The 21,109-nt window shown below is 61.4% G+C and carries 20 protein-coding genes; 15 read left to right on the top strand and 5 right to left on the bottom strand.

Translation table 11 applies throughout. The annotated features are described in order from the left end of the window. Positions 1-47 precede the first annotated feature (47 nt). Genes MOV76_RS15730 through MOV76_RS15720 form a run of 3 tightly spaced genes read left to right on the top strand, consistent with a single transcriptional unit; the run spans position 48 to position 2,923 of the window. Positions 48-986 (top strand): carbohydrate ABC transporter permease, encoded by a 939-nt coding sequence (locus MOV76_RS15730; protein ID WP_003559249.1) that lies wholly within the window; start codon positions 48-50, stop codon positions 984-986. Next, the gene (locus tag MOV76_RS15725) at positions 979-1,827 is read left to right on the top strand and encodes a carbohydrate ABC transporter permease (RefSeq protein WP_003539503.1); all 849 of its coding nucleotides are present in this window, start codon (positions 979-981) and stop codon (positions 1,825-1,827) included. Before MOV76_RS15730 ends, MOV76_RS15725 begins: the two co-directional genes overlap by 8 nt. 22 nt (positions 1,828-1,849) lie before the next feature. Further along, entirely contained in the window at positions 1,850-2,923 is a 1,074-nt protein-coding gene (locus MOV76_RS15720) for an ABC transporter ATP-binding protein (RefSeq protein WP_131703120.1), read from the top strand. Positions 2,924-3,304: 381 nt separating this feature from the next. Here MOV76_RS15720 and MOV76_RS15715 read toward each other — a convergent pair whose 3' ends face one another. Next, on the bottom strand, positions 3,305-3,625 hold the full coding sequence (locus MOV76_RS15715) for a hypothetical protein (RefSeq protein WP_247264837.1): 321 nt from the start codon (positions 3,623-3,625) through the stop codon (positions 3,305-3,307). A 404-nt stretch (positions 3,626-4,029) separates the two neighbouring features. Between MOV76_RS15715 and MOV76_RS15710 the strand changes: the two genes are divergently transcribed. After that, complete coding sequence (locus tag MOV76_RS15710) at positions 4,030-4,797, top strand: S9 family peptidase (protein ID WP_247264836.1); 768 nt, start codon at positions 4,030-4,032, stop codon at positions 4,795-4,797. 87 nt (positions 4,798-4,884) lie between these two features. Next, complete coding sequence (locus tag MOV76_RS15705; RefSeq protein ID WP_247264835.1) at positions 4,885-5,385, top strand: GFA family protein; 501 nt, start codon at positions 4,885-4,887, stop codon at positions 5,383-5,385. Between the two features lie 93 nt (positions 5,386-5,478). Here MOV76_RS15705 and kdgD read toward each other — a convergent pair whose 3' ends face one another. The 3 genes from kdgD to MOV76_RS15690 all read right to left on the bottom strand — a co-directional run bounded on the left by kdgD (position 5,479) and on the right by MOV76_RS15690 (position 8,188). Beyond that, a complete protein-coding gene (gene kdgD / locus MOV76_RS15700; RefSeq protein ID WP_028731957.1) occupies positions 5,479-6,405 on the bottom strand; it encodes a 5-dehydro-4-deoxyglucarate dehydratase in 927 nt (308 codons plus the stop codon). 32 nt (positions 6,406-6,437) lie between these two features. Next, the gene (locus tag MOV76_RS15695) at positions 6,438-7,412 is read right to left on the bottom strand and encodes a mannonate dehydratase (RefSeq protein WP_247264834.1); all 975 of its coding nucleotides are present in this window, start codon (positions 7,410-7,412) and stop codon (positions 6,438-6,440) included. Between the two features lie 65 nt (positions 7,413-7,477). Next, the gene (locus MOV76_RS15690; RefSeq protein ID WP_018241956.1) at positions 7,478-8,188 is read right to left on the bottom strand and encodes a FadR/GntR family transcriptional regulator; all 711 of its coding nucleotides are present in this window, start codon (positions 8,186-8,188) and stop codon (positions 7,478-7,480) included. Between the two features lie 133 nt (positions 8,189-8,321). Between MOV76_RS15690 and MOV76_RS15685 the strand changes: the two genes are divergently transcribed. The 5 genes from MOV76_RS15685 to MOV76_RS15665 are packed head-to-tail and all read left to right on the top strand — an operon-like array spanning position 8,322 to position 13,438. Then, the gene (locus MOV76_RS15685) at positions 8,322-9,917 is read left to right on the top strand and encodes an ABC transporter substrate-binding protein (protein ID WP_028731956.1); all 1,596 of its coding nucleotides are present in this window, start codon (positions 8,322-8,324) and stop codon (positions 9,915-9,917) included. A gap of 21 nt (positions 9,918-9,938) precedes the next feature. Further along, positions 9,939-10,967, top strand: coding sequence for an ABC transporter permease (locus tag MOV76_RS15680; protein ID WP_018241958.1), 1,029 nt, complete (start codon positions 9,939-9,941; stop codon positions 10,965-10,967). Continuing rightward, positions 10,964-11,866 (top strand): ABC transporter permease, encoded by a 903-nt coding sequence (locus MOV76_RS15675; protein ID WP_018241959.1) that lies wholly within the window; start codon positions 10,964-10,966, stop codon positions 11,864-11,866. The genes MOV76_RS15680 and MOV76_RS15675 overlap by 4 nt, the downstream gene beginning before the upstream one ends. Continuing rightward, the gene (locus tag MOV76_RS15670; protein ID WP_018241960.1) at positions 11,853-12,698 is read left to right on the top strand and encodes an ABC transporter ATP-binding protein; all 846 of its coding nucleotides are present in this window, start codon (positions 11,853-11,855) and stop codon (positions 12,696-12,698) included. The genes MOV76_RS15675 and MOV76_RS15670 overlap by 14 nt, the downstream gene beginning before the upstream one ends. After that, the gene (locus MOV76_RS15665) at positions 12,695-13,438 is read left to right on the top strand and encodes an ABC transporter ATP-binding protein (protein ID WP_018241961.1); all 744 of its coding nucleotides are present in this window, start codon (positions 12,695-12,697) and stop codon (positions 13,436-13,438) included. The genes MOV76_RS15670 and MOV76_RS15665 overlap by 4 nt, the downstream gene beginning before the upstream one ends. Before the next feature lie 21 nt (positions 13,439-13,459). Here the strand turns inward: MOV76_RS15665 and MOV76_RS15660 are convergent, their stop codons facing one another. Further along, complete coding sequence (locus MOV76_RS15660) at positions 13,460-14,515, bottom strand: LacI family DNA-binding transcriptional regulator (RefSeq protein ID WP_028731955.1); 1,056 nt, start codon at positions 14,513-14,515, stop codon at positions 13,460-13,462. 187 nt (positions 14,516-14,702) lie between these two features. On the opposite strand from MOV76_RS15660, the gene MOV76_RS15655 reads away from it, so the two are divergent. The 5 genes from MOV76_RS15655 to MOV76_RS15635 all read left to right on the top strand — a co-directional run. Further along, positions 14,703-17,225 (top strand): hypothetical protein, encoded by a 2,523-nt coding sequence (locus MOV76_RS15655; RefSeq protein ID WP_247264833.1) that lies wholly within the window; start codon positions 14,703-14,705, stop codon positions 17,223-17,225. A gap of 65 nt (positions 17,226-17,290) precedes the next feature. Further along, the gene (locus MOV76_RS15650) at positions 17,291-18,550 is read left to right on the top strand and encodes an ABC transporter substrate-binding protein (protein WP_018241964.1); all 1,260 of its coding nucleotides are present in this window, start codon (positions 17,291-17,293) and stop codon (positions 18,548-18,550) included. An 11-nt stretch (positions 18,551-18,561) separates the two neighbouring features. Then, positions 18,562-19,599: a carbohydrate ABC transporter permease gene (locus MOV76_RS15645; protein WP_018241965.1), complete on the top strand. Its 1,038-nt coding sequence runs from the start codon at positions 18,562-18,564 to the stop codon at positions 19,597-19,599. Further along, positions 19,596-20,645, top strand: a complete 1,050-nt coding sequence (locus tag MOV76_RS15640; protein WP_018241966.1) for a carbohydrate ABC transporter permease — start codon at positions 19,596-19,598, stop codon at positions 20,643-20,645. Before MOV76_RS15645 ends, MOV76_RS15640 begins: the two co-directional genes overlap by 4 nt. A 28-nt stretch (positions 20,646-20,673) precedes the next feature. Next, the coding region (locus tag MOV76_RS15635) for an ABC transporter ATP-binding protein (protein ID WP_247264832.1) at positions 20,674-21,109 on the top strand (436 nt) is incomplete at its 3' end.

Here is a 21,109-nt window from a genome sequence, read left to right as displayed (position 1 = left end):
AAGAACGGAGCGCCGGCATTGCTGCCGACATGCCGAAAGCAGGATCCATGGCCAATATTTCAGTCCCGTCGATAACCACTGCCGCAAGGCCGGCAAAAAGAGCCGCAAACAGCAAGAGTTCAGTCGCACACGACCGGCTGGCGGTGCTGTTGATCTTCCTGCCGCCGGCGCTGCTGCTTTTCACGCTCTTCGTCATCATGCCGATGGGCGAGGCGGCCTGGTACAGCCTCTACAAGTGGAATGGCTACGGCACGCCGACCGAGTTCATCGCGCTGCGCAATTTCCAGGTTCTATTCCGAAATGCGGCCTTCACCCAGGCGCTGGTCAATAACGGCCTGATCATCGTCATCTCGATCTGCATCCAGGTGCCGCTCGCCATCTGGCTCGCCACCATGCTGGCGCACCGCATTCCGGGTGTCGTCGGCTATCGCCTCATCTTCTTCCTGCCCTATGTGCTGGCCGACGTTGCCGCGGGCCTTATCTGGCGCTTCGTCTATGATGGCGACTATGGCCTGTTTGCCGCCGTTTCCAACTTCTTCGGCTTCGCCAACCCTTACGTGCTCGCCGACAAGGACGTGGCGATCTATGCCGTGCTTGGCGTGATCGTCTGGAAATATTTCGGCTTTCACATGATGCTGTTCATCGCCGGCCTGCAATCCGTCGACAAGAGCGTGCTGGAGGCAGCCGAAATCGACGGCGCCACCGGCTGGCAGAAGTTCCGTTACGTCACGCTGCCGCTGCTCGGCTCGACCTTGCGTCTTTCCATCTTCTTTGCCGTCGTCGGCTCGCTGCAGCTCTTCGACATGATCATGCCGTTGACGGGCGGCGGGCCGTCCAACTCCACGCAGACGATGGTCACCTTCCTCTATACCTACGGCGTCATGCGCATGCAGGTCGGCCTCGGAAGCGCCGTCGGCGTCGTGCTCTTCATCATCTGCGTGACGCTCGCCTTCGGTTACAAAAGGATATTCATGCGCCATGACTGATATGAGCTCTTCCATCCGCATGAGCACGTCGACACGCGTCTATCTCTACGTGTCGCTAAGCCTCATTGCCGCGATCGTGCTCGTGCCGCTGCTGACGACGGCGCTCGGCGGCTTCAAGACGCTGGGCGACCTGCGCACCAATCCCTTCGGCCTGCCGACAGAGTGGCAATGGGCAAATTACACCGATATTCTTTTCGGTGAACGCTACTGGCTGCAGATCGGCAATTCGCTAGTGATCGCCTCGCTCACCGTCCTGCTGACGCTGATCGTCTCGTCGATGGCGGCTTTCGCCTTTGCCCATGTCCGGTTTTTCGGATCGTCCTTCCTGCTCAATTATTTCCTGCTCGGCCTGATGTTTCCGGCGGCGACCGCGATCCTGCCGCTCTTCATCCGCATCCGCGATCTCGGCCTGCTCGATACCTATTGGGGTGTGGTGCTGCCGCAGGTGGCTTTCGGCCTTGGCATGAGCATCCTGCTGTTTCGAAACTATTTCCGCAACCTTCCGGAAGAATTGTTTCAGGCGGCCTTCGTCGACGGTTGCGGTTATCTCAGATTCTTCTGGCACATCTCGCTGCCGCTTTCGCGCCCGATCGTCGCCACTGTCAGCATCATTTCCTTCGTCGGCAGTTGGAACAGCTACATCCTGCCGCTGATCATGCTGAACTCGGAATCGAAATATCCCTGGCCGCTCGGCATCATGGTCTATCGCGGCGAGTACGGCACGGAGTGGCAGCTGGTGCTGGCCTTCATCACGCTGACCATCCTTCCCACCATCATCGTCTTTTTCGTCGCCCAGAGACACATCATCGCCGGTCTGACCGCCGGTGCCGTGAAGTCCTGAGCCGAACCGTTGGAGTGCAATCATGGCATCCGTTGAACTCACCGATATCAGCAAGACCTATGGCGCCGTCGACGTCATCCACGGCATTTCGCTTCATATTGAGGATGGGGAATTCGTCGCGCTGGTCGGCCCGTCCGGTTGCGGAAAATCGACGCTGCTGCGGATGATCGCCGGCCTCGAAGAGATCACCGACGGCGAAATCGCGATCGGCGGCAAGGTCGTCAACAGCTTGACGCCGCGCGAACGCAACATCGCCATGGTCTTCCAATCCTACGCGCTCTATCCGCACATGACCGTTGCTGAAAACATGGGCTTCAATCTGAAGCTCGCCGGCATTGCCAAACCCCAGATCGAGCTCCGGGTGGCAGAGGCTGCCCGTATGCTGGATCTCGCCGAGCTCCTCGACCGCAAGCCGGCCCAGCTTTCCGGCGGCCAGCGCCAGCGTGTCGCCATGGGTCGCGCTGTCGTGCGCAATCCGGCCGTCTTCCTGTTCGACGAACCGCTGTCCAATCTCGATGCCAAGCTGCGCGTGCAGATGCGCTCTGAAATCAAGACGCTGCACCAGAAGGTCAGGACGACGTCGATCTATGTCACCCACGACCAGATCGAAGCAATGACGCTTGCCGACCGCATCGTCGTGCTCAATCAGGGCAGGGTGGAGCAGCAGGGCACGCCGCTCGAACTCTACAGGAAACCGGCCAATCTCTTCGTCGCCGCCTTCATCGGATCGCCGGCGATGAACATGCTGGACGGCACGGTCGACGGCGAAAACGGTGAGCCGGCCGCCCGCCTCGGTGACGGCACGGCGATCCGCATCGCGCCCGACCGCAAGGTCAAGCCCGGCCAGGCCATCACCATCGGCCTGCGCCCCGAACATCTCGTTCCCGGTGTTGCCGCCGGCACGCCGCTCGCCGGCCGGACGATGCTGGTGGAACCGACAGGCGCCCAGACCCACGTGGTCTTCGATCTTGCCGGACAGCAGGTGACCGCCATCGTCGATGGCGAATATCCCGCTCGTTACGGCGCCGTGTTCGAGGCAAGTATTACCAGCGATCAGGTGCACGTCTTCGACCGCGGCACCGGTGTGGCGCTGTAGCCGGGGCGGTTTGCCCTACGGCTGTCCGATTTGCGGCGACGAGCGGGGAACGCGAGGGTGCGGCATATCCTCTTCTCCCCTCGGGGGGGACGTGCCGGCAGGCGGATGAGGGGGCTGCACGGCACGCTCTCTCCTCATAACCTATCCCGCCATTCCGCCGCAGGCGTATGACGCGTTGTTGAAAAGACCAGCTTCGCCCCCTTCCGCCCAACGGGCGCCTTCTGGCGGAGGGGAGAAGAGGGAGGCGAGAGATTCCCGCGATGCCCCTTCGCGCAAGCCGAGTTAGAAGGACGGGCGAGACACATGGCTCTGGCTAGGCCGTAAACTCATTAAGTCTGTTTGTGCGAGTCCTGCAGGTGACCGAGTGTCAGGGGCGCAAGGTTATTTTCGCGCGAGTGAAAAGCCTTCGTTGCTCTCTCTTAGGGTCCCTTCATCGCACAGGACCGTCGAGAGTTCATCCGTAAGCGAAACGCCGCTTACATTGATTTGCGACCAGTTCGGATAATGCTCTTGCACGTTCCAGATGGAACGGAGGATTGCGGCCCGTCCAATCTCACCGCCCTCGGGCGCAAATATCGCACTTCCCGTGTCGAGGTCGGTTTGCTCTGCGAACCACTTCCGATTCTCGGGGCTTTCTACGATCCAGACGGCACTTCGAGCGTCGCCCTGAAACTCCGGTTCAAAGATAATCGCGATTTCCATGTGTGCCTTTGGCTTCGATAAACGCGGGATGAGCAATCTCACCCAACAATGCAGGCCGCTCCGCATCTATCATAGCATGGTGATTTGTGATTCACGCTCAGCATGAGCCGATATGACCTGACCGACTTCGAGTGCCGCGAAATTGAGCCGCTGTTGCCCAACAAGCCGCGAGGCATCACGAGTGATGTAGCTTACCCGGAAGCCCTTGAAGCCTTGGCCAAAGAACTTGCTGCTGCCTACTCGGTGCCCAATGAATAGAGCGGATAACCAGCCCCTGCTTGCTCAAAAGTCCGAAACTGACGGATGAGCGGCTAAGCCATTTGGTTTCTCAACGATATCCCCCGCCACCGGACGTTGCCAATGCCACAAGTTGCACTATTGTCTGTCCGGCACGCGAAAACCTGATGGTGGTTATGCCGGTAGTAACGCGACATCTCATCGACCGGGGTGACGGAGCCACGGTCGAGCTTTTTCAAGCTCAAGCCGTAAGCGAAACGCCCGCAGGAGCAATCCTATTTGTCCACGGCAATCAGGGTGGCCGTCTGCTCGGAGGGATAGAGGCGGTCAACAGCGGCGCGTTGCTTCGGTTCTGTTCTGGTTTGAATATCACTGCGGCGGCAGTCTCGCAGCCCGGTTTTGGGGCGTCGGATGGCCCTCCGGATTTCTGCGGTCCCAAAACCCAGCAAGCGATCATAGCTGCTCTCGCCTTCCTGCAGGGCCAGCCTTTCGTCGATCCTGACCGAATTGTTCTCTATGGAAACAGTCGTGGCGCCGTTGCATCGGCAATGGTCGCCACCCAGGTTTCTGATCTGCGAGCAGTCATTCTGTCCAGCGGCGTCTACGATCTTGAAGTCGCTTATCAGGAGAGTTCAGACGGTTTGCGCTGGGCTATCGAGAAAGAGGCGGATCTATCGAGAGAGGCGTTTCTGGCTCGCTCTGCATTGCATTATGCGCCCGAAGTTCGGTCTGAGACGCTGTTGCTGCATGGAAAGCATGACGACCGTGCTCCTGTTGCCCAAGCCGAACTCTTCTCAAAAGCTCTGTCCAATGCCGGAGTCCTGGAGTCGCTTCACGTCTTTGAGTGCGGACATCACATTCCGAGGAACGACATGCAGGGAGCTCTCAGGCCCTTCCTGCAAAGGGTGTTCAATCCCGTCGTGACGTACCACTAAGGCAGCATGACAGCTTCTGGCAGCGGGAAAGTGACGAAAACCTAAAAGAGATTAAGCCCAAACCCGCCTCTTGAAGGAGGAGAAAAAATGAAGCGCATCGAGATGAAGGTGAGCGGCGGCTGCCAGTGCGGTGCCGTGCGCTACCACGCAACCGCTATGCATGACAATTCGCATCTCTGCCATTGCCGCATGTGCCAGAAAGCCTCGGGCAACATCTTTGCAGCACTCGTCGCCGCACCCGACGATGCGCTCAGCTGGACACGCGGCAAGCCGAGCATCTGGAAGAGTTCGGAGCTTGTCGAGCGCGGCTTCTGCGCCAATTGCGGCACGCCATTGTTCTTCCACCACCTCGAAAACGGTCGCACCAACCTGATGATCGGTTCGCTTGACGATCCGCACGCCTTCTCGCCGCTGGCCAATACCTGCACCGAGAACATGGTGGCCTGGTTCGATACGATCACGGGCATAGAAAACACCGGTGCGACCGAAAACAACGGCGCCGACTGGGCCGCTGCGATCAAGGAGAGCAGCAACCAGCACCCCGATCACGATACCACTTCATGGGCGGTGAGGCGGCGTGATGGCTAAGTCCTATTCCGGCGTTTTCCAGTGCGGCGCTGTCCGTTGTTGCCGCGAACCGGACAGCCGCCGGGCAACCCGGCGGCCTACTGCCGCGATTTACTACTCCGCCGCGATCCGTGTGACGCCGTTGGCCTGGACGATCTTTTCCAGTAGCGCGAGCTCTTCCTGGGAAAGATCCGTCAGAGGCGGGCGCACGGGGCCGGGGTTCTGCCCGAGGACGCGAAGGCCGGCCTTGATGATCGAGACGGCGTATCCCTTCTTGCGATTGCGCAAGGCGACGAAGGGGAAGAAGAAGCCCTTCAGGATCTCGTCGACTGTTGCCTGATCGCCGGTGCGCAAGGCGCCGTAAAAGCGCTGGGCGAGGGCGGGCACGAAGTTGAAAACGGCCGATGAGTAGGTCGTCACGCCGGCGGCAAAATAGGCCTGTGCATAAACCTCATGGGTCGGCATGCCGCCGACATAGACGAGACGGTCACCAAGCAGGGTGGTAATCTCGATCACCTTGTCGACATCGCCGACGCCGTCCTTGAAGCCGATCAGGTTCGGGCATTCCTCCGCCAGGCGCGCGATGCTGTCGGCCGAAAGAATGGCGTTGTCGCGGTTATAGACGATGACGCCGATGCCGACCGATTGGCAGACTGCCTTGACATGGGCGATGAGACCCGCCTGTTCGGCAAACATCAGATAGGGCGGCAACAGCAGCAGTCCGTCGGCGCCGGCTTTCTCGGCCGCGACGGCGATCTCGATGGCGAGTGATGTACCATAGCCGGTTCCCGAAATGATCGGCGTCTTGCCGGCCGACGCCTTGGCCGCCCGGACAACCTGCGGAATCTCGGCCGGATTGAGAGAGAAGAACTCCCCAGTGCCGCCGGCGGCAAACAGCGCAGCAGCGTCATAACCGGAAAGCCACTCGACATGACGCCGGTACTTGGCTTCGTCAAATTTGAGTTGATCGTCGAAATGGGTCACCGGAAACGACAGGAGACCACTACCGACGGCCTTCTTCAATTCAATCGGGTTCATCATGAAGTCCTATTTCTTAGGTGTTGAAAACCGGGTCACTCGCTGTCGAGCACTTGCAGAAGTGCAGCGATATAGCCGTAGCAGAAGGCAAATGCGGTGGCGGTCGGGTCCTTGCCGCTGACGGTCGGTACATGGTCGGGCATCAGCATGTATTTGAAGCCCACCTCCTTGTAGATCCTGGCCGACCGGACCATGTCCATGTCGCCTTCTTCAGGGAAGGTCTCCATGAAGGACAGCTTGCCGCCGCGAATGTTGCGGAAGTGAACATTGAAGATCTTGCCGCGCTGGCCGAACCAGCGGATGACATCGTCGATTTCCTTGCCGGGATTTTCGAGCATCTCGCCGATCGAGCCCTGGCAGAAATTGAGGCCGTGATAGGGGTTTTCGCGCATCAGCACGAACTTCTTCAGGCCTTCCACCGTGCCCAAGACACGCGTGACGCCGCGATAGCCCGGCGGCGTATAGGGATCGTGCGGATGGCAGGCGAGCCGGACGCGGTTGCTTGCAGCGACAGGAACGACGCGTTCCAGGAAATAGTCGATCCGTTCCCAGTTTTCGTCCTCGGAAAGCACGCCGGCAAGACCGGGCTCGGCCTGCTGATCCGTCTTGTCCCAGCGGAAGCTGGCATTCAGCGACCCGCCGCGTCCCGGTTCATCCGGCGTGCGGGGAATGCCGATCAGGTTGAGATTGTACTTCACCGAAGGAATGCCGGCCGCCGCAACATTCTCGATCAACTTGCAGACGGCATCGATCTGTCTGTCGCGCTCGGGGCCGGCAAGCAGGATATCGGGATAGGAAGCCTTCTCGATCGGCTGCGAGGGCAGCGGCAATTGAATCATGTCGAGGATCAGGCCGAAGCTTTCGACCTTGTCGCGATGGCGCTCGAGGTCGGACAGCGTCCAGCTGCTCGGCTTTCCCGGGGGGTCGGCATTGATATGCTTCACACCCAGTTGCGCGAAGATACGATAATCTTCGTCATCCCGCGCGGCGACCTGTGTTCCCAGATACATTTGAGTCTCTTTCGAAATTACATAATGTCATATGACATAATATGAATTTTGAAGAGTGTCGAGCCCTATTGCTGCTCGGCGAGCATGCGGTAGCGGCGTTGGCTGGCCAGCATATGTGCGCGCATTGCCTGGCGGGCGCGTTCGGGATCCTGATCGGCTATTGCCGACAGGATTTCGACATGTTCGGCATAAACCTTCTGAAGATAGCTGCGGTCATTGGCCTCGGGGAGTGTCGGAAACTGGCCGCGGGGGATGGCTCTGGGGCCGAAATGGCGCAGGACATCAACATAGAATCGGTTGTTCGTGGCGGCGGCAATTGCCATGTGGAAGGCGTAATCCGCTTCCACGGTTTGCTGTCCGGTTTCAATCAGGTGCGCCATTCTGCGGTTGGCCTCACGGATTGCCGCCTCCTGCTCGGCGGTGCGGCGATAGGCGGCAATTGCCGCCGCTTCGCCCTCGGCCGCCATACGAAACTCCAGCAACTCAAGGGTTTCCGGAATGCTTTTGATTTCCACCGGCGTCAGCGGCAGGACCGAATGCGCCTTCGGATCCGCGACAAAAACGCCTTTGCCCTGGATCGGCTTGACGAAGCCTGCCGACCTCAGATCGGCTATCGCCTCGCGCACCACGGTGCGGCTGACGCCGAATGTCGCTTCAAGCTGCGGCTCGGTCGGCAGTTGATCGCCGACACGCAGCGTCCCCGTCTCGATTTGCGCCCGCAACTGATCGATGACCTGTTGCGCCAGTCTTTGCCGGCCACCGCCGAATGTTGTCATTGTCCGTTCCCCCAATCCCTTTGCATCAAGTCTCCCGCTCGGGTCTTGCAAATCATATCAGACTTCGATAAATCATAATACGACATACGGGCGACATAATATGTCTTTTATAGTAGTCTAGGGAGGACTTACAATGAAGCATTTTTCTAAGGGCTTGTTCGTCGGCGCCGTCATCGGCGCCCTGACGATCGCTGCACCGCTCTCGCAGGCTGCCACCCCACAGGACCAGCTGGTGGTCGGCACCTCACTGGCGCAGGTTTTGTCGCTGGATCCGCAGCAGGCGACCGAAGGCAAAGCGGTCGAGATCATGTCGAATCTTTACGATCGGCTCGTCGCCAGCACAGCTGATGGTAAGATCCTTCCGCAACTGGCGGAAAGCTGGAAGGTTGACGACAAGGGCATCACATTTACGCTGCGCAAGGCCAATTTCGCCTCCGGCAACCCGGTCACCTCCAAGGATGTCGTCTACTCGCTGGCGCGGCTCCTGAAGATGGATCAGGCCGCCGCCGCCAACCTCAAGCGCGTCGGTTACGACAAGGACAATGTCGAAAAGCTCGTCAAGGCCGTCGACGACCAGACGGTGCGGATCGATCTCTCCGACCAGGTGACGGCGGAGCTTCTGCTCTACCGGCTGACGACGACCACCACCAGCGTGGTCGACAGCGTCGAAGTCGAGAGCCACGCCGTTGATAATGACTACGGAAACGCCTGGATGCGAACCCATTCGGCCGGCTCCGGTCCGTTCACCCTCAATCGCTGGTCTCCGAACGAACTGGTGATCCTCGATGCCAACAAGGACTATATGGCCGGGGCGCCGAAGATGCGTCGCGTCATCGTCCGGCATGTGCCTGAAAGCCAGGTCGAGCGGCTGATGCTCGAACGGGGCGATATCGATATTGCCAGCGCCCTGACCGCCTCGGATCTCGCGACGTTCCAGAGCAAGAAGGGCTTTGCCATCCAGCGCATTCCGACGGGCGGTTTCTACGTTCTGTCGATGAATGCCGGCAACAAATACCTCTCCAACCCGAAGGTTCGCGAAGCCATTGCCTACGGCATCGACTATAAGGGCATCGAAAAGACCATCATGGGTCCTTACGGCCGGGCCAGAAACGTTCCCGTTCCGGAGAATTTCGAATATGCCATCCCGAACCCCGATTGGCATCTCGACGTCGAAAAGTCCAAGCAGCTGCTGAGCGAGGCAGGCTTCAAGGACGGCTTCTCGCTTTCGCTGAAGACCATCGCGCAAACGCCGCGGATCGATCTTGCCACCGCCATCCAGGCATCGCTTGCCCAGGTCGGCATCAAGATCGACATCCAGCAGGGCAACGGCTCGGAAATCATCGCCGCCCATCGCGCCAGGGATTTTGATCTGCTGATCCCGCAGACCAGCGCCTACATGCCGAACGTGCTCGGCTCAATGGAGCAGTTTTCCTCCAATCCCGACAACTCGAAGGAAGCCAACAATGCCGGCAATTTCGTCTGGCGCTCGGCCTGGGACATTCCGGAACTTACCGCGCTGACGGCGAAAGCATCGATGGAGCCGGACGCCAAGAAGCGCGGCGAACTCTACGTTCAGATGCAGAAGATGTTTGTCGAACAGAATCCGGCGGTGCTTCCGCTCTTCGAGCGCTTTGAGCCGATCGTCCTGTCCAGCAAGGTCGAGGGATATGTGGGGCATCCGTCTCAGTTAACGCGTCTCGAGAACGTGACGAAGGTCGAAACCCAGTAATACTTCCCAGGACAGCCGATCATGAAGGAACTCTCCGTAGCCGAATTTGGCCGACGCCTGGCGCATTTGCTGGTCAGCCTGTTCATCCTCTTATGTGTGACCTTCGTGATCGGCCGCGTCTTGCCCACCGATCCGGTCGGCGCGATTGTCGGCGAGCTCGCCGATCCCGCCGCCTATGCGGCGATGCGGGCACGCCTGGGGCTCGATCTGCCGATCTACCAGCAGTTTTTCCTCTATCTGAACGGCCTGGCGCATGGTGATTTCGGCACGGCCGTCCTCACCGGCAATCCCGTCTCTTCGGATCTTGCCCAGGCCTTTCCCGCGACGTTCGAACTTGCGACGCTGGCGGTGATCATTTCGACCTTCGTCGGTGTCCCGCTCGGGCTTGTCGCGGCGCTGTTTCGCGACAGCTTCATCGACAAGACGGCCCGGGTCGTCGCGCTCGTCGGTCATTCGATCCCAGTTTTCTGGTTCGGCATCGTCGGGCTCGTCATCTTCTATGCGGGCCTCAACTGGGTCGGCGGGCCGGGCAGGATCGATGTGTTTTACGAAGGCCTCGTCACACCGCGCACCGGGCTGCTGTTGGTCGACAGCCTGTTGCAGGGCGAGACCGAAATCTTCTGGAATGCGCTCGGCCATATCATTCTGCCGGCCGTCATCCTCGCCTATGCGGCGATGGCCTACATCACGCGCATGACCCGCAGCTTCACCCTGGAGCAGTTGAGCCAGGATTATGTCATTGCGGCCCGAGCCAAGGGTGTGAGCCCGCTCGGCACGATCTGGCACCACGTCCTGCCGAACATTGCGGTGCAGCTGATCACCATCCTGGCCATTTCCTATGGCGGTCTGCTCGAGGGCGCTGTCGTGACCGAGATCGTTTTCTCCTGGCCGGGCATTGGCCAGTACATGACGAACGCGCTGATGATCGGCGACATGAACGCCATCGTCGCCGGCACCATCATTGTGGGATTCATTTTCATGTTGTTGAACTTCCTGGCCGACGTCGCTTACGCCGTCTTTGATCCGCGTATGCGGGAGGCGGCCCGATGAGCGACGTCATCCGCAGCGAGATTCAGATCCGCCCTCCAAGCGTGTCGACCCGTGTCGCGGCGTCGTTTGCGCGCGCCGGCCGCAAATTGGCGGCCGAGCCGCTTGGTCTTGGAGGGTTCGTCATCCTCGGCCTGCTTTGCCTGATCGCGATCTTCGCGCCGCTCCTGGCGCCCTACGATCCGGCGATACAGGCGCTTGGCGATGCCTTGCAGCCGCCGAGCCTCGCGCATCTGGCAGGCACGGACGAATTCGGCCGGGATATCCTGAGCCGCCTCATCTTCGGCACGCGCATCACCATCCAGACCGTGCTTTCGATCTCCTTGATCGTCGGCCCGATCGGCCTGTTGATCGGCGTTGTCGCCGGCTTCTTCGGCGGACGCATCGATGCGCTGCTGATGCGCGCCACCGATATCGTTCTGTCTTTCCCGTCGCTGATCCTGGCTCTGGCTTTTGCTGCGGCACTCGGCGCCGGCTTGACCACGGCAATCATCGCGATCTCGCTGACCGCATGGCCGCCGATTGCCCGGCTCGCGCGCGCCGAGGCGCTTGTCGTCAGAAACGCCGACTATGTGGTCGCCGCCCGTCTTTATGGCGCCTCGCCGATCCGCATTCTTCTCCTCTATATCGCGCCGATGTGCGTCCCGTCGGTCATCGTTCGCCTGACGCTCAACATGGCGGGTATCATTCTGACGGCAGCGTCACTTGGCTTCCTCGGCCTTGGCGCCCAGCCGCCGGCGCCGGAATGGGGCGCGATGATCTCCAGCGGCCGCAAGTTCATGCTGGATTATTGGTGGGTTGCCGTGATGCCGGGTATCGCCATCCTCCTCACCAGCCTTGCCTTCAACATCGCCGGAGATGCTCTGCGCGACATTCTGGATCCCCGCCATGCAAGATCGTGATCTGCAGCCCGTTCTTTCCGTCGAAGGATTGAGCGTCCGTTTCGGCCGAGGCGCCGTGCCTGCCGTCTCCAACGTCAGTTTCGACGTCGGGCGCGAACGCGTCGGGATCGTCGGAGAATCCGGTTCCGGCAAATCGACGACCGGTCGCGCCATCATGCGTCTTCTACCGCCGGCCGCGGTGGTCTCGGCCGAACGCCTGGATCTCGCCGGCAGTTCGTTGCTGTCGAAGACCGAACGTCAGATGGGCGCGCTGCGCGGCAAGGACATCGCCTTGATCATGCAGGATCCGCGCTATTCGCTGAACCCGGTGCTTTCGATCGGTAAACAGATCGCCGAAGCCGCCCGCCTTCACCTCGGTCTTCACAAGAAACAGGCGCATGAGGCTGCCCGCGCCATGCTGGAGCGCGTGCGCATCAGCGATCCGGAGCGGGTCATGGCGCTTTATCCCCACCAGATATCGGGCGGCATGGGCCAGCGCGTGATGATCGCCATGATGCTGCTGGCGCGGCCGAAGCTTGTCATCGCCGACGAGCCGACCTCGGCGCTTGATGTCAGCGTCCGCAAGGACGTGCTGCTGCTGCTCGATGAGCTGGTGCGCGAGAACAATTCCGGACTGCTGTTGATCAGCCACGACATTCGCATGGTGGCAGCTTTTTGCGAGCGCATCATCGTCATGTATGCCGGCCGGATCGTCGAGACCCTGACTCGTCTCGAAGACGCCCGCCATCCCTATACCCGCGGGCTGATCGCTGCGCTGCCCGACCCCAGGAATCCGGTTCGCCGGCTTGCGGTCCTCGACAGGACGAAACTCGATCTGGAGACGGCGCAATGATCAATGTGCGTGACCTCGATGTCGTCTTTGCCTCCGGCAAATCAAGCAACCATGTCGTCAGGGGCATCAGTTTTCAGGTCAACCAGGGGGAGACCCTGGGCATTGTCGGTGAATCCGGATGCGGCAAATCGACGGTGCTGCGGTGTCTCGCCGGCATGGAGGCCGGTTGGACCGGTCACATCGAGCTTGGCGGCAAACCGATCGGCAAGAAGCGCTCCCGCGAGGAGCTGAAATTCGCTCAGATGGTGTTTCAGGACCCATACGGCTCCCTGCATCCGCGCCATCGTATCGGCACCGCCTTGGCCGAGCCGCTGCGCGCCATGCGCCATTCCGATATCTGGTCGAAGGTCGAGAGGGCGTTGATCCAGGTGGGTTTGCCGGCGAGCTTCGCAAACCGTTTTCCGCATGAGCTTTCCGGCGGCCAGCGGCAGAGGGTGGCAATCGCCCGGGCCCTGATCCTGTCGCCGCCCATCCTGTTGCTCGACGAGCCGACATCGGCGCTCGATGTCTCGGTCCAGGCGGAGATCCTCAACCTGCTTGCCGATCAGCGAGAGGAAAAGGGCCTGACCTATCTGCTTGTCAGTCACGACCTCGCGGTCATCGGCCATATGTGCGACCGGGTGCTGATCATGAAGAACGGTTGTTTCGTCGACGAACTCACCAAAGCGGATCTGCAGGCCGGCACCACGCATGATGCCTATGCGCGAGAACTGTTCGAAGCGAGCTTTATCGAAGCTTGATATCCTCGAATGTGGTGGGGTTCAGCGATCCACTGTTGCGACATGGACGCGATTGACCGCTGCGACGCTACCCCTTTCGACGAGATGGCAGGCAAGCTCGACCCGCCGTCGTGGGGCAGCAAGGCCGAGCATCATGTCGCGCAGCAGATCGAGCGCGGTGGCGCCGAGTTCGCGCATCGGAATATGCACCGTCGACAGCGGCGGATTGAGAAAGGCCGACTGCGGCAGGTCGTCTATGCCCATCACCGAGATGTCCTGCGGGACGGTATAACCCATCGCCTGCAATCCGCGCACCGCGCCATTGGCCAGACTGTCGCCCGCCGTCAGGATGGCGGTGAAGGTGAGGCCTTTCTCGCGGACAAGACGGGTGACCGCCTCGGCGCCGAGTTCCGGCAGCCAGTCGTCGACCTCGAGCACCAGATCGGCATCGGCCGTCAGCCCATGATGCTGCAGGGCGTCGCGCCAGCCCTCCAGGCGCCGCTCGATCGTCCGCCGCCCCGGCCTCAGCATGAACAGGATACGTTGATGTCCCGCCTTGATCAGCCGCTCGGCGGCGATGAAGGCGGCCGAGCGGTTACAGGGCGTAACACTCGAAAGCCGCATATAGGGATCGTCGCTGTTGACGAGCACGACGGGCTTTCCGAGATCGGCGGCCGCCGCCAGCATCTCCTCCTCGTCGACGGTCAGGATCAGCATGCCGCCAAAACTCGGATCGTCACGCATCTCGGCGACGACGCGGGCTTCATCCCCCTTGTCGGCGATAGGGCGCATCGCCAGTTCGATGCCGAGAGCGGCTGCGCGCGCATTCAATCCTTCGAGCACATAGAGCGTGAACTGATTGCGGACATAGTCGATCATCGCCGCGCCGGAGGCGACGAGCATGACCTTCTTGCCGGCAACGCTCGCCGGCAGGGCGTAGCTGACCGCACTTGCCGTTTCCAGCACCAGCTTGCGAATCTCCGGCCTCACGCCCTTTTCGCCGGCCAGCGCACGCGACACCGTGCTGATCGAGACACCGCATCTGGCGGCAATGTCGTCGAGGCGCGTTCGCCTGCCTTTTTTCTCTTCCACCGCCATGCCATCTCCTCGCTCCCGACTACTATGCAAAAATCTTTCAGATTGCGCAAATGGAATGCCTATGCACAATTGTTGCCTGAGGAGTCCGCGACAAGCGGCAGGGCAGGGAGGCTTTGAAATGCGGCTAGACGGCCAGTCCATGCGTCGGCGTTTTACCCGGCGTTCCAAGGCTTGAGCGGGCTGAAATATGACCACTGAGCAGCAATCCCATCTCCGCCGCGCAACGGCGAAGGACAGCCCGATCGTCTACTGGCAGCTCGCCAACCTGTGGCAGGAGCGCTATGACGTCGCCGACCGTCCGATGGACGGCAGCATGGATCCGTTTTTCTTCGTCACCAAGACGAAGAATTTCATCCCGCATGAATATCCCTGCCGCACCGAATTCAAAAAGTCCTTCTCCGGCCAGCGGCCGCAGCCGGCTGCCGAGTTCGACGCTGTCCGCTGGTGGCTTCCCTTTGCCTCCCCGCGTGTCGATCTCTCCGGCTTCTGGTTTCGCCCGACGCGCATCGGCTGCTGGGCGCGCACCTTCCTCGATGCCCGCTCAGTGGGACCCGCGACGCTTCGCCTGTCGACCTGCGGCGGTGCGATCCTCTTCGTCAATGGCCGCGAGCAGGGCTTCATGGCGCCTTATCAGCGCAATCTTGAAGCCCAGCAGCTCTTCGAGATCGAACTGGCGGCCGGCCTCAACGAGATCCTCGTCTATTTCGACGATCTCGCCGAGCGCGACGCGCGTTTCTATTTCCAGCTGGATTATGTCGAAGGACCGGAAGTTGAAGCCGCCGTGCCCGTTCCCATCGCCGCCGGCGACGCGGATGCGCTGGAGGTCATCCTCGAGGGCATGCGCTTCGACCGCACCGCCTATCTCGGCGAAGATGTGACGATCCTCTTCCCCGTGCCGCTGCCGGTGGCGCTGAGCTGCCATGTCGAGATCGAAGGCGACTTCATGTCGATCGAGCGCTTCGACTATGATTTCGAGCTGGAAGCGGGAGCAACCAAACTGGAACTCGGAACCTCGGCGGATATGCCCGCCGATTTCCGCCATTTCCGGATCACCTTCAAAACAGGCGCGCTTTCGCTCGGCCGGACGCTCGGCGTCGAGATCTGTCATCCCCAACGCCAGGGGGAAGCGCCCGCCGCTCTGGAGGACCGAGTCGCCGAGGCGCTGGCAGAGGTCGCCACCCATTCCGAGCCGGACACGGTCTGCGCTTTCGCGCGTCTGGCGCTGGGGCAGGGCGGCGAGGAAACCGAGGCGATGATCTCGGCCATGCTGCCGGTCATCGAGGATTGCCACGACTGCGCCGATTTCGTGCTGGTGCCGCTGCTCTTTGCCTATACGCGCTGGAGCGATCTGCTGTCACCGGAGCTGCGCGACAGGATCGAGCACGCCGTCCTCAATTATCGCTATTGGATGGACGAACCGGGCAACGACGTTCAGTGGTATTTTTCGGAAAACCACGCGCTTCTCTTCCATACCGCCGCCTATCTCGGCGGTAGGCTTTTCCCCGATGCCGTCTTCGTCCGTTCCGGCCGCACCGGTGCTGAGCAGATGCAGGTCGGCGAACAGCGTGTCCGCGCCTGGCTTGACCATTTCGAGCGCTGGGAAATGGCCGAGTGGAATTCCGTTCCCTATTTCCCGATCGACCTCAAGGGCCTGACGGCGCTGGCCGCTTGCGCCCCGGATGAGACGATCCGCAACCGGGCGAGTGCCAGCATCGTCCGCCTGATGGAGATCGTCGCTCGTTCGGCCCATCACGGCATGCTGACCGGCAGCCAGGGCCGTTCTTACGAACATACGCTGCGCCCCGGCCGCTCGGTCGAACTCTCCGCCATCGCCCGGCTGCTCTGGGGCCGCGGCTGGTACGGCCGGCGTGTCCACGCTTTGCCGCAGCTTGCCGTCTGCATTCGCGATCATGGCCTGCGTTTTCCAGAAGCGCTTGCGGCGATTGCGGCGCACCAGTCCGACGACGCACAGGAATGGACCTTTTCCCAGGGCGAGAACCGTTTCGCCGCGCTCTACCACTATAAGACCCGCGACACCGCGCTTGGCACCATCGCCCATTATCGTCCCGGCGCCTGGGGCTACCAGGAGACGGTGCTGCATCTGCGCTTGGGCGACGGGCCGGAAGCGCAGATCTGGATCAATCATCCCGGCGAAACCATCCAGTTCGGCTACGGCCGGCCGAGCTTCTGGGGCGGCTGCGGAACGCTGCCGCGCGTGCATCAGTATCGCGATCTGGCGATCCTCGATTTCGAGATCCACGAGGGCCAGCCGGATTTCACCCATGCCTGGTTCCCGCTCGAGGCCTTCGACGACACGGTGGTCGACGGCAATCTGGCGCTCGCCCGCTCAGGCAACGGGATTGCGATGCTGATCGGCAACGGCGCGCTTGAGCCGGTGAAGCAAGGTCCGACGACGGATATCGAGCTGCGGCTGGCTGGCCGCAAGGGCCGCTGGATCGTCCGTCTCTCCGATGTCGGGCGCGAGGGTAGCCTTGACGGCATGCAGGCGCGTTTCGCCACGCTTTCGGCCCGCCGCGACGACGAGGGCGCCTTGATCGTCGTCGATCCGGATTATGGCCGGGTCGTCTTCGAAGAAGACGGCACCGTGCGCGCCGAAGGCCGTATTCTTCGCCCGACGGACTGGTCGGTGCGGGGAGACGCGGTACATCTGAAGATACCGGGCAGGCAGCCTCGGCGCGCGGCCTCGTAGACGACGTGTCCGGCAGGTGGAGGACCGGCCGGACGCAGGAATTGATCGGTCAAGAGGAGGAGAAAATGACCAGAATGAAATCGATCGGCGCGGCTTTTGCTGCGGTTCTCTTGAGTTCCGTTGCCGCCCATGCCGGTGACGTGCGCATCATGTGGTATTCTGACGGCGGCGAAGGCGAGGTGATCAAGGACCTGCTCTCGCGCTTCTCCAAGGCCAATCCCGACGTCAACGTCATCCTCGACGAGGTCTCCTACGACGTCGTCAAGGAACAGCTGCCGGTGCAGCTCGAAGCCGGGCAGGGGCCGGATATCGCCCGTGTCACTAATCTGAAGGCGCCGGCGCAGCACTGGCTTGATCTTCGCCCACTCCTTGCCGATGCGAAATACTGGGACGACAATTTCGGCGCCCAGGCCGACTGGATGCGTCCGGACGGCTCGAATGCCATCACCGGCTTCATGACGCAGCTGACGCTGACCGGCGGCTTCGTCAACAAGACGCTGTTCGAGCAGGCCGGCGTCGAGATCCCCGGCCCGAAAGCCACCTGGGACGACTGGGCGGCGGCCGCCAAGAAGGTCGCCGACAGCCAGAAGGTCTTCGCCATGGCGATCGACCGCTCCGGCCATCGCGTCTCCGGCCCGAACATCTCCTACGGCGCCAACTATATCGCCGCCGACGGCAAGCCGGCGCCGATCGATCAGGGCGCCAAGGACTTCCTCAGCCGCTTCGTCAAGTGGAATGAGGACGGCACCATCAACAAGGATGTCTGGGTCAGTGCTGCCGGCACCACCTACCGCTCCGCCGCCGAGGACTTCATCAATGGCGGCCTTGCCTATCTTTATTCGGGCAGCTGGCAGGTTTCGGGTTTTGCCCAGAAGATTGGCGACAATTTCGACTGGGTGATGGCGGGCAGCCCCTGCGGTTCGGTCGCATGCTCCGGCATGCAGGGCGGCGCCGGTCTGGTTGCCGTCAAATACACCAAGAACCCGAAGGACGTCGCCAAGGTGATGGACTACCTGGCAGGTGCCGACGTGCAGAAGGAATTTGCCGAACGCAGCCTGTTCATTCCGGCGCATAAGGGCGTTGCCGCCGGCCAGATGGACTTCAAGACCGACAATCCGCATGTGCAGGCGGCGCTGAAGGCCTTCGTCGAAGCGGCCGGCCAGACGGCGGCACCGGCCATGAAGCTGCCGGGCTGGAAGTGGTCGGACGCCTATTACAGCGCCATCGTCGCCCGCATCAGCCAGGTGATCGCCGGCGAAATGAAGCTCGACGACGCCTATGCCCGCATCGACGAGGACATCAAGGCCAAGGTTGCCGGCAACTGACGGAAGAACAGATGACGGCGAAGACGGTTTCTTCTGAACCACCTGTCAAAACCGGTCTGCGGCAGGCGCTCTTGGCGCCTGTCCGGCTTGCCATGGGGCTCGTCGATATTCCCATGCGCGGCTGGCAGAAGCTGACCGGGCTGAACGGCATGGCGGGCGTCTTCCTGGCGCCCAACATGCTGATCTTCACCGTCTTCGTGCTGCTGCCGCTGGTCATCAACTTCATCTATTCGACGACGAGCGGCAGCGCCATCTTCCTGCAGAACAGGACCTATGTCGGCGCCGACCAGTACCGTATCCTCTTCGATTGCGGCAGCTATCTCGACCCTTCGACTTGCGCTGCCGACACCTTCTGGGCGGCCGTGCGCAACACCGCCGTCTTCGTCGTCTTCCAGGTGACTGTGATGCTGGTCGCAGCGCTCGCAACGGCGCTGATCCTCAACCGTGAGCTTTCCAATCGCGGCTTCTGGCGCGCCGTCTTCTTCTTTCCGGTGCTGCTGTCGCCCGTCGTCGTCGGCCTGATCTGGAAATGGATCCTGCAGCGCGAGGGCCTTTTGAACTATGCGCTGAGCCCCTTCGGCTTCGAGCCGTTTTCCTGGCTCAGCGATCGTTTCTGGGCCTTCTTCTTCGCCGTCTTCGTCTCGGTCTGGGCGCATATGGGCTTTTATGCGCTGATCCTGCTCGCCGGCCTGCAGGCGATCCCGCGGGATCTCTACGAGGCGGCGGCGATGGACAGCGCCCGTCCAACCCGCATTTTCCGGCGGATCACCCTGCCGCTTCTAATGCCGAACCTCATCGTCGTGCTGGTCTTGGCGCTGATCCGCGCCGTGCAGATCTTCGACGAGGTCTTCGTTTTGACCGGCGGCGGGCCGGGCACCAGCACCATGTACATCACCCAGTATATCTATGAGACCGGCTTTGCGAGTTCGCTGCGCAATCCGGGGCTGGCTTCCGCTGCCTCGATCCTGATGGGTTTCGTGCTCGTCATCCTGACGCTGGTCCAGCTCGGCGTCAGTAGCCGCAACGAGAAGAAGGGAGCACGCCAATGAGCGCTGTCTCTGCCTTCCTGCTCCGCCGCCGCGGCCGAGGCTGGCACTGGACGGATGTCGTCACCTGGATCTGGCTGATCTCAGGCGTGATCCTGATGTTCGGCCCGGCCGTCTGGCTGGTCTTCTCATCGTTCAAGACGCCGGCCGCCCTTGCCGAGTTTCCGCCGTCCTTCCTGCCCTATGTCACCGAACAGGCAGTGGTGCCGGGCTACGACAAGCCGTTGCCGCTCTATAATGTCGCAATGCCGGATGGCAGCACCCGTGTGCTCGCCGAAGTGCGCCGCATCGGCATCATCGGCCAGATGGTCGATCCGAAACAGCCGGGCGAAATCGTCAAGGCGAATATCAAGGACCGCACGCCGGTGCGCCAGGTCGAATTTGCCGGCGGCAACTACACCGAACCTTTCCAGCGCTTCGATTTCTTCCTGTTCCTGCGCAACTCCGTCTTCGTCACCGTCGTCGCGACGGCCATCACGCTGCTCGTCAATTCCATGGCCGCTTTCGCGCTGTCGAAATACCAGTTCCCCGGCCGCACCGCCGTCATGCTGATGATCCTGGCAACACTGATGGTGCCGCTTTCGGTCATCGTCGTGCCGCTCTATTCCGTCATCGGCACGCTGAACCTCTTCGACAGCCTCTGGGGCGTCATCCTGCCGACGGTCGCCACCCCGACGGGCGTCTTCCTGCTCAGGCAATACATGCTGACGATCCCCGACGAATTGCTCGACGCCGCGCGCATGGACAAGGCCAGCGAATGGCAGATCTACTGGCGCATCATCCTGCCGCTGTCGGCGCCGGCACTGGCGGTGCTGGCGATCTTCTCGGTCGTCTGGCGCTGGAACGACTTCCTCTGGCCGCTGATCGTGCTCTCGCGCAAGGAACTCTATACGCTGCAGGTCGGCCTCAACGTCTATGCCGGCGAACTCAATGTGCAATGGCACTACATACTCGCGATGACCGTCGTCTCGATGATCCCGGTCGTGCTGATCTTCGTCTTCCTGCAGCGCTTCATCACCACGGGCATCGCCGGCTCGGGGCTCAAATAGGCCAGCTATAATTTGAACAGGAGAGTGCATGAGCGGGCTCGAGCTCAGGAACATCGTCAAGAATTTCGGCGCCGTCGAGGTCATTCGCGATGTCTCGCTGCATGTCAATGACGGCGAGTTCGTCGCTTTCGTCGGCCCTTCCGGTTGCGGGAAATCGACGCTGCTGCGCCTCATCGCCGGCCTCGATAAGCCCACCCGCGGCAGCATCGCCATCGACGGCAAGGATGTCACCGCTATCAGCGCCGCCGATCGCGGCCTGGCCATGGTCTTCCAGTCCTATGCGCTCTATCCGCATATGAGTGTCAAGGAAAACCTCGCCTTCGGTCTCGAGAACACCAAAGTGGCGAAAGCCGAGATCGAAGCGCGCATCACGGACGCCGCCCGCATGCTGGAGATCGAGCCCTTCCTGCAGCGCCGTCCGGGCCAGCTCTCCGGCGGCCAGCGCCAGCGCGTCGCCATCGGCC

It is taken from the genome of Rhizobium sp. PRIMUS64 (genome assembly GCF_023006465.1).
Lineage (GTDB): Bacteria > Pseudomonadota > Alphaproteobacteria > Rhizobiales > Rhizobiaceae > Rhizobium > Rhizobium leguminosarum.
The sequence above is the reverse complement of the archived record's forward strand: the minus strand, read 5'-3'. Positions and strand labels throughout refer to the sequence as shown.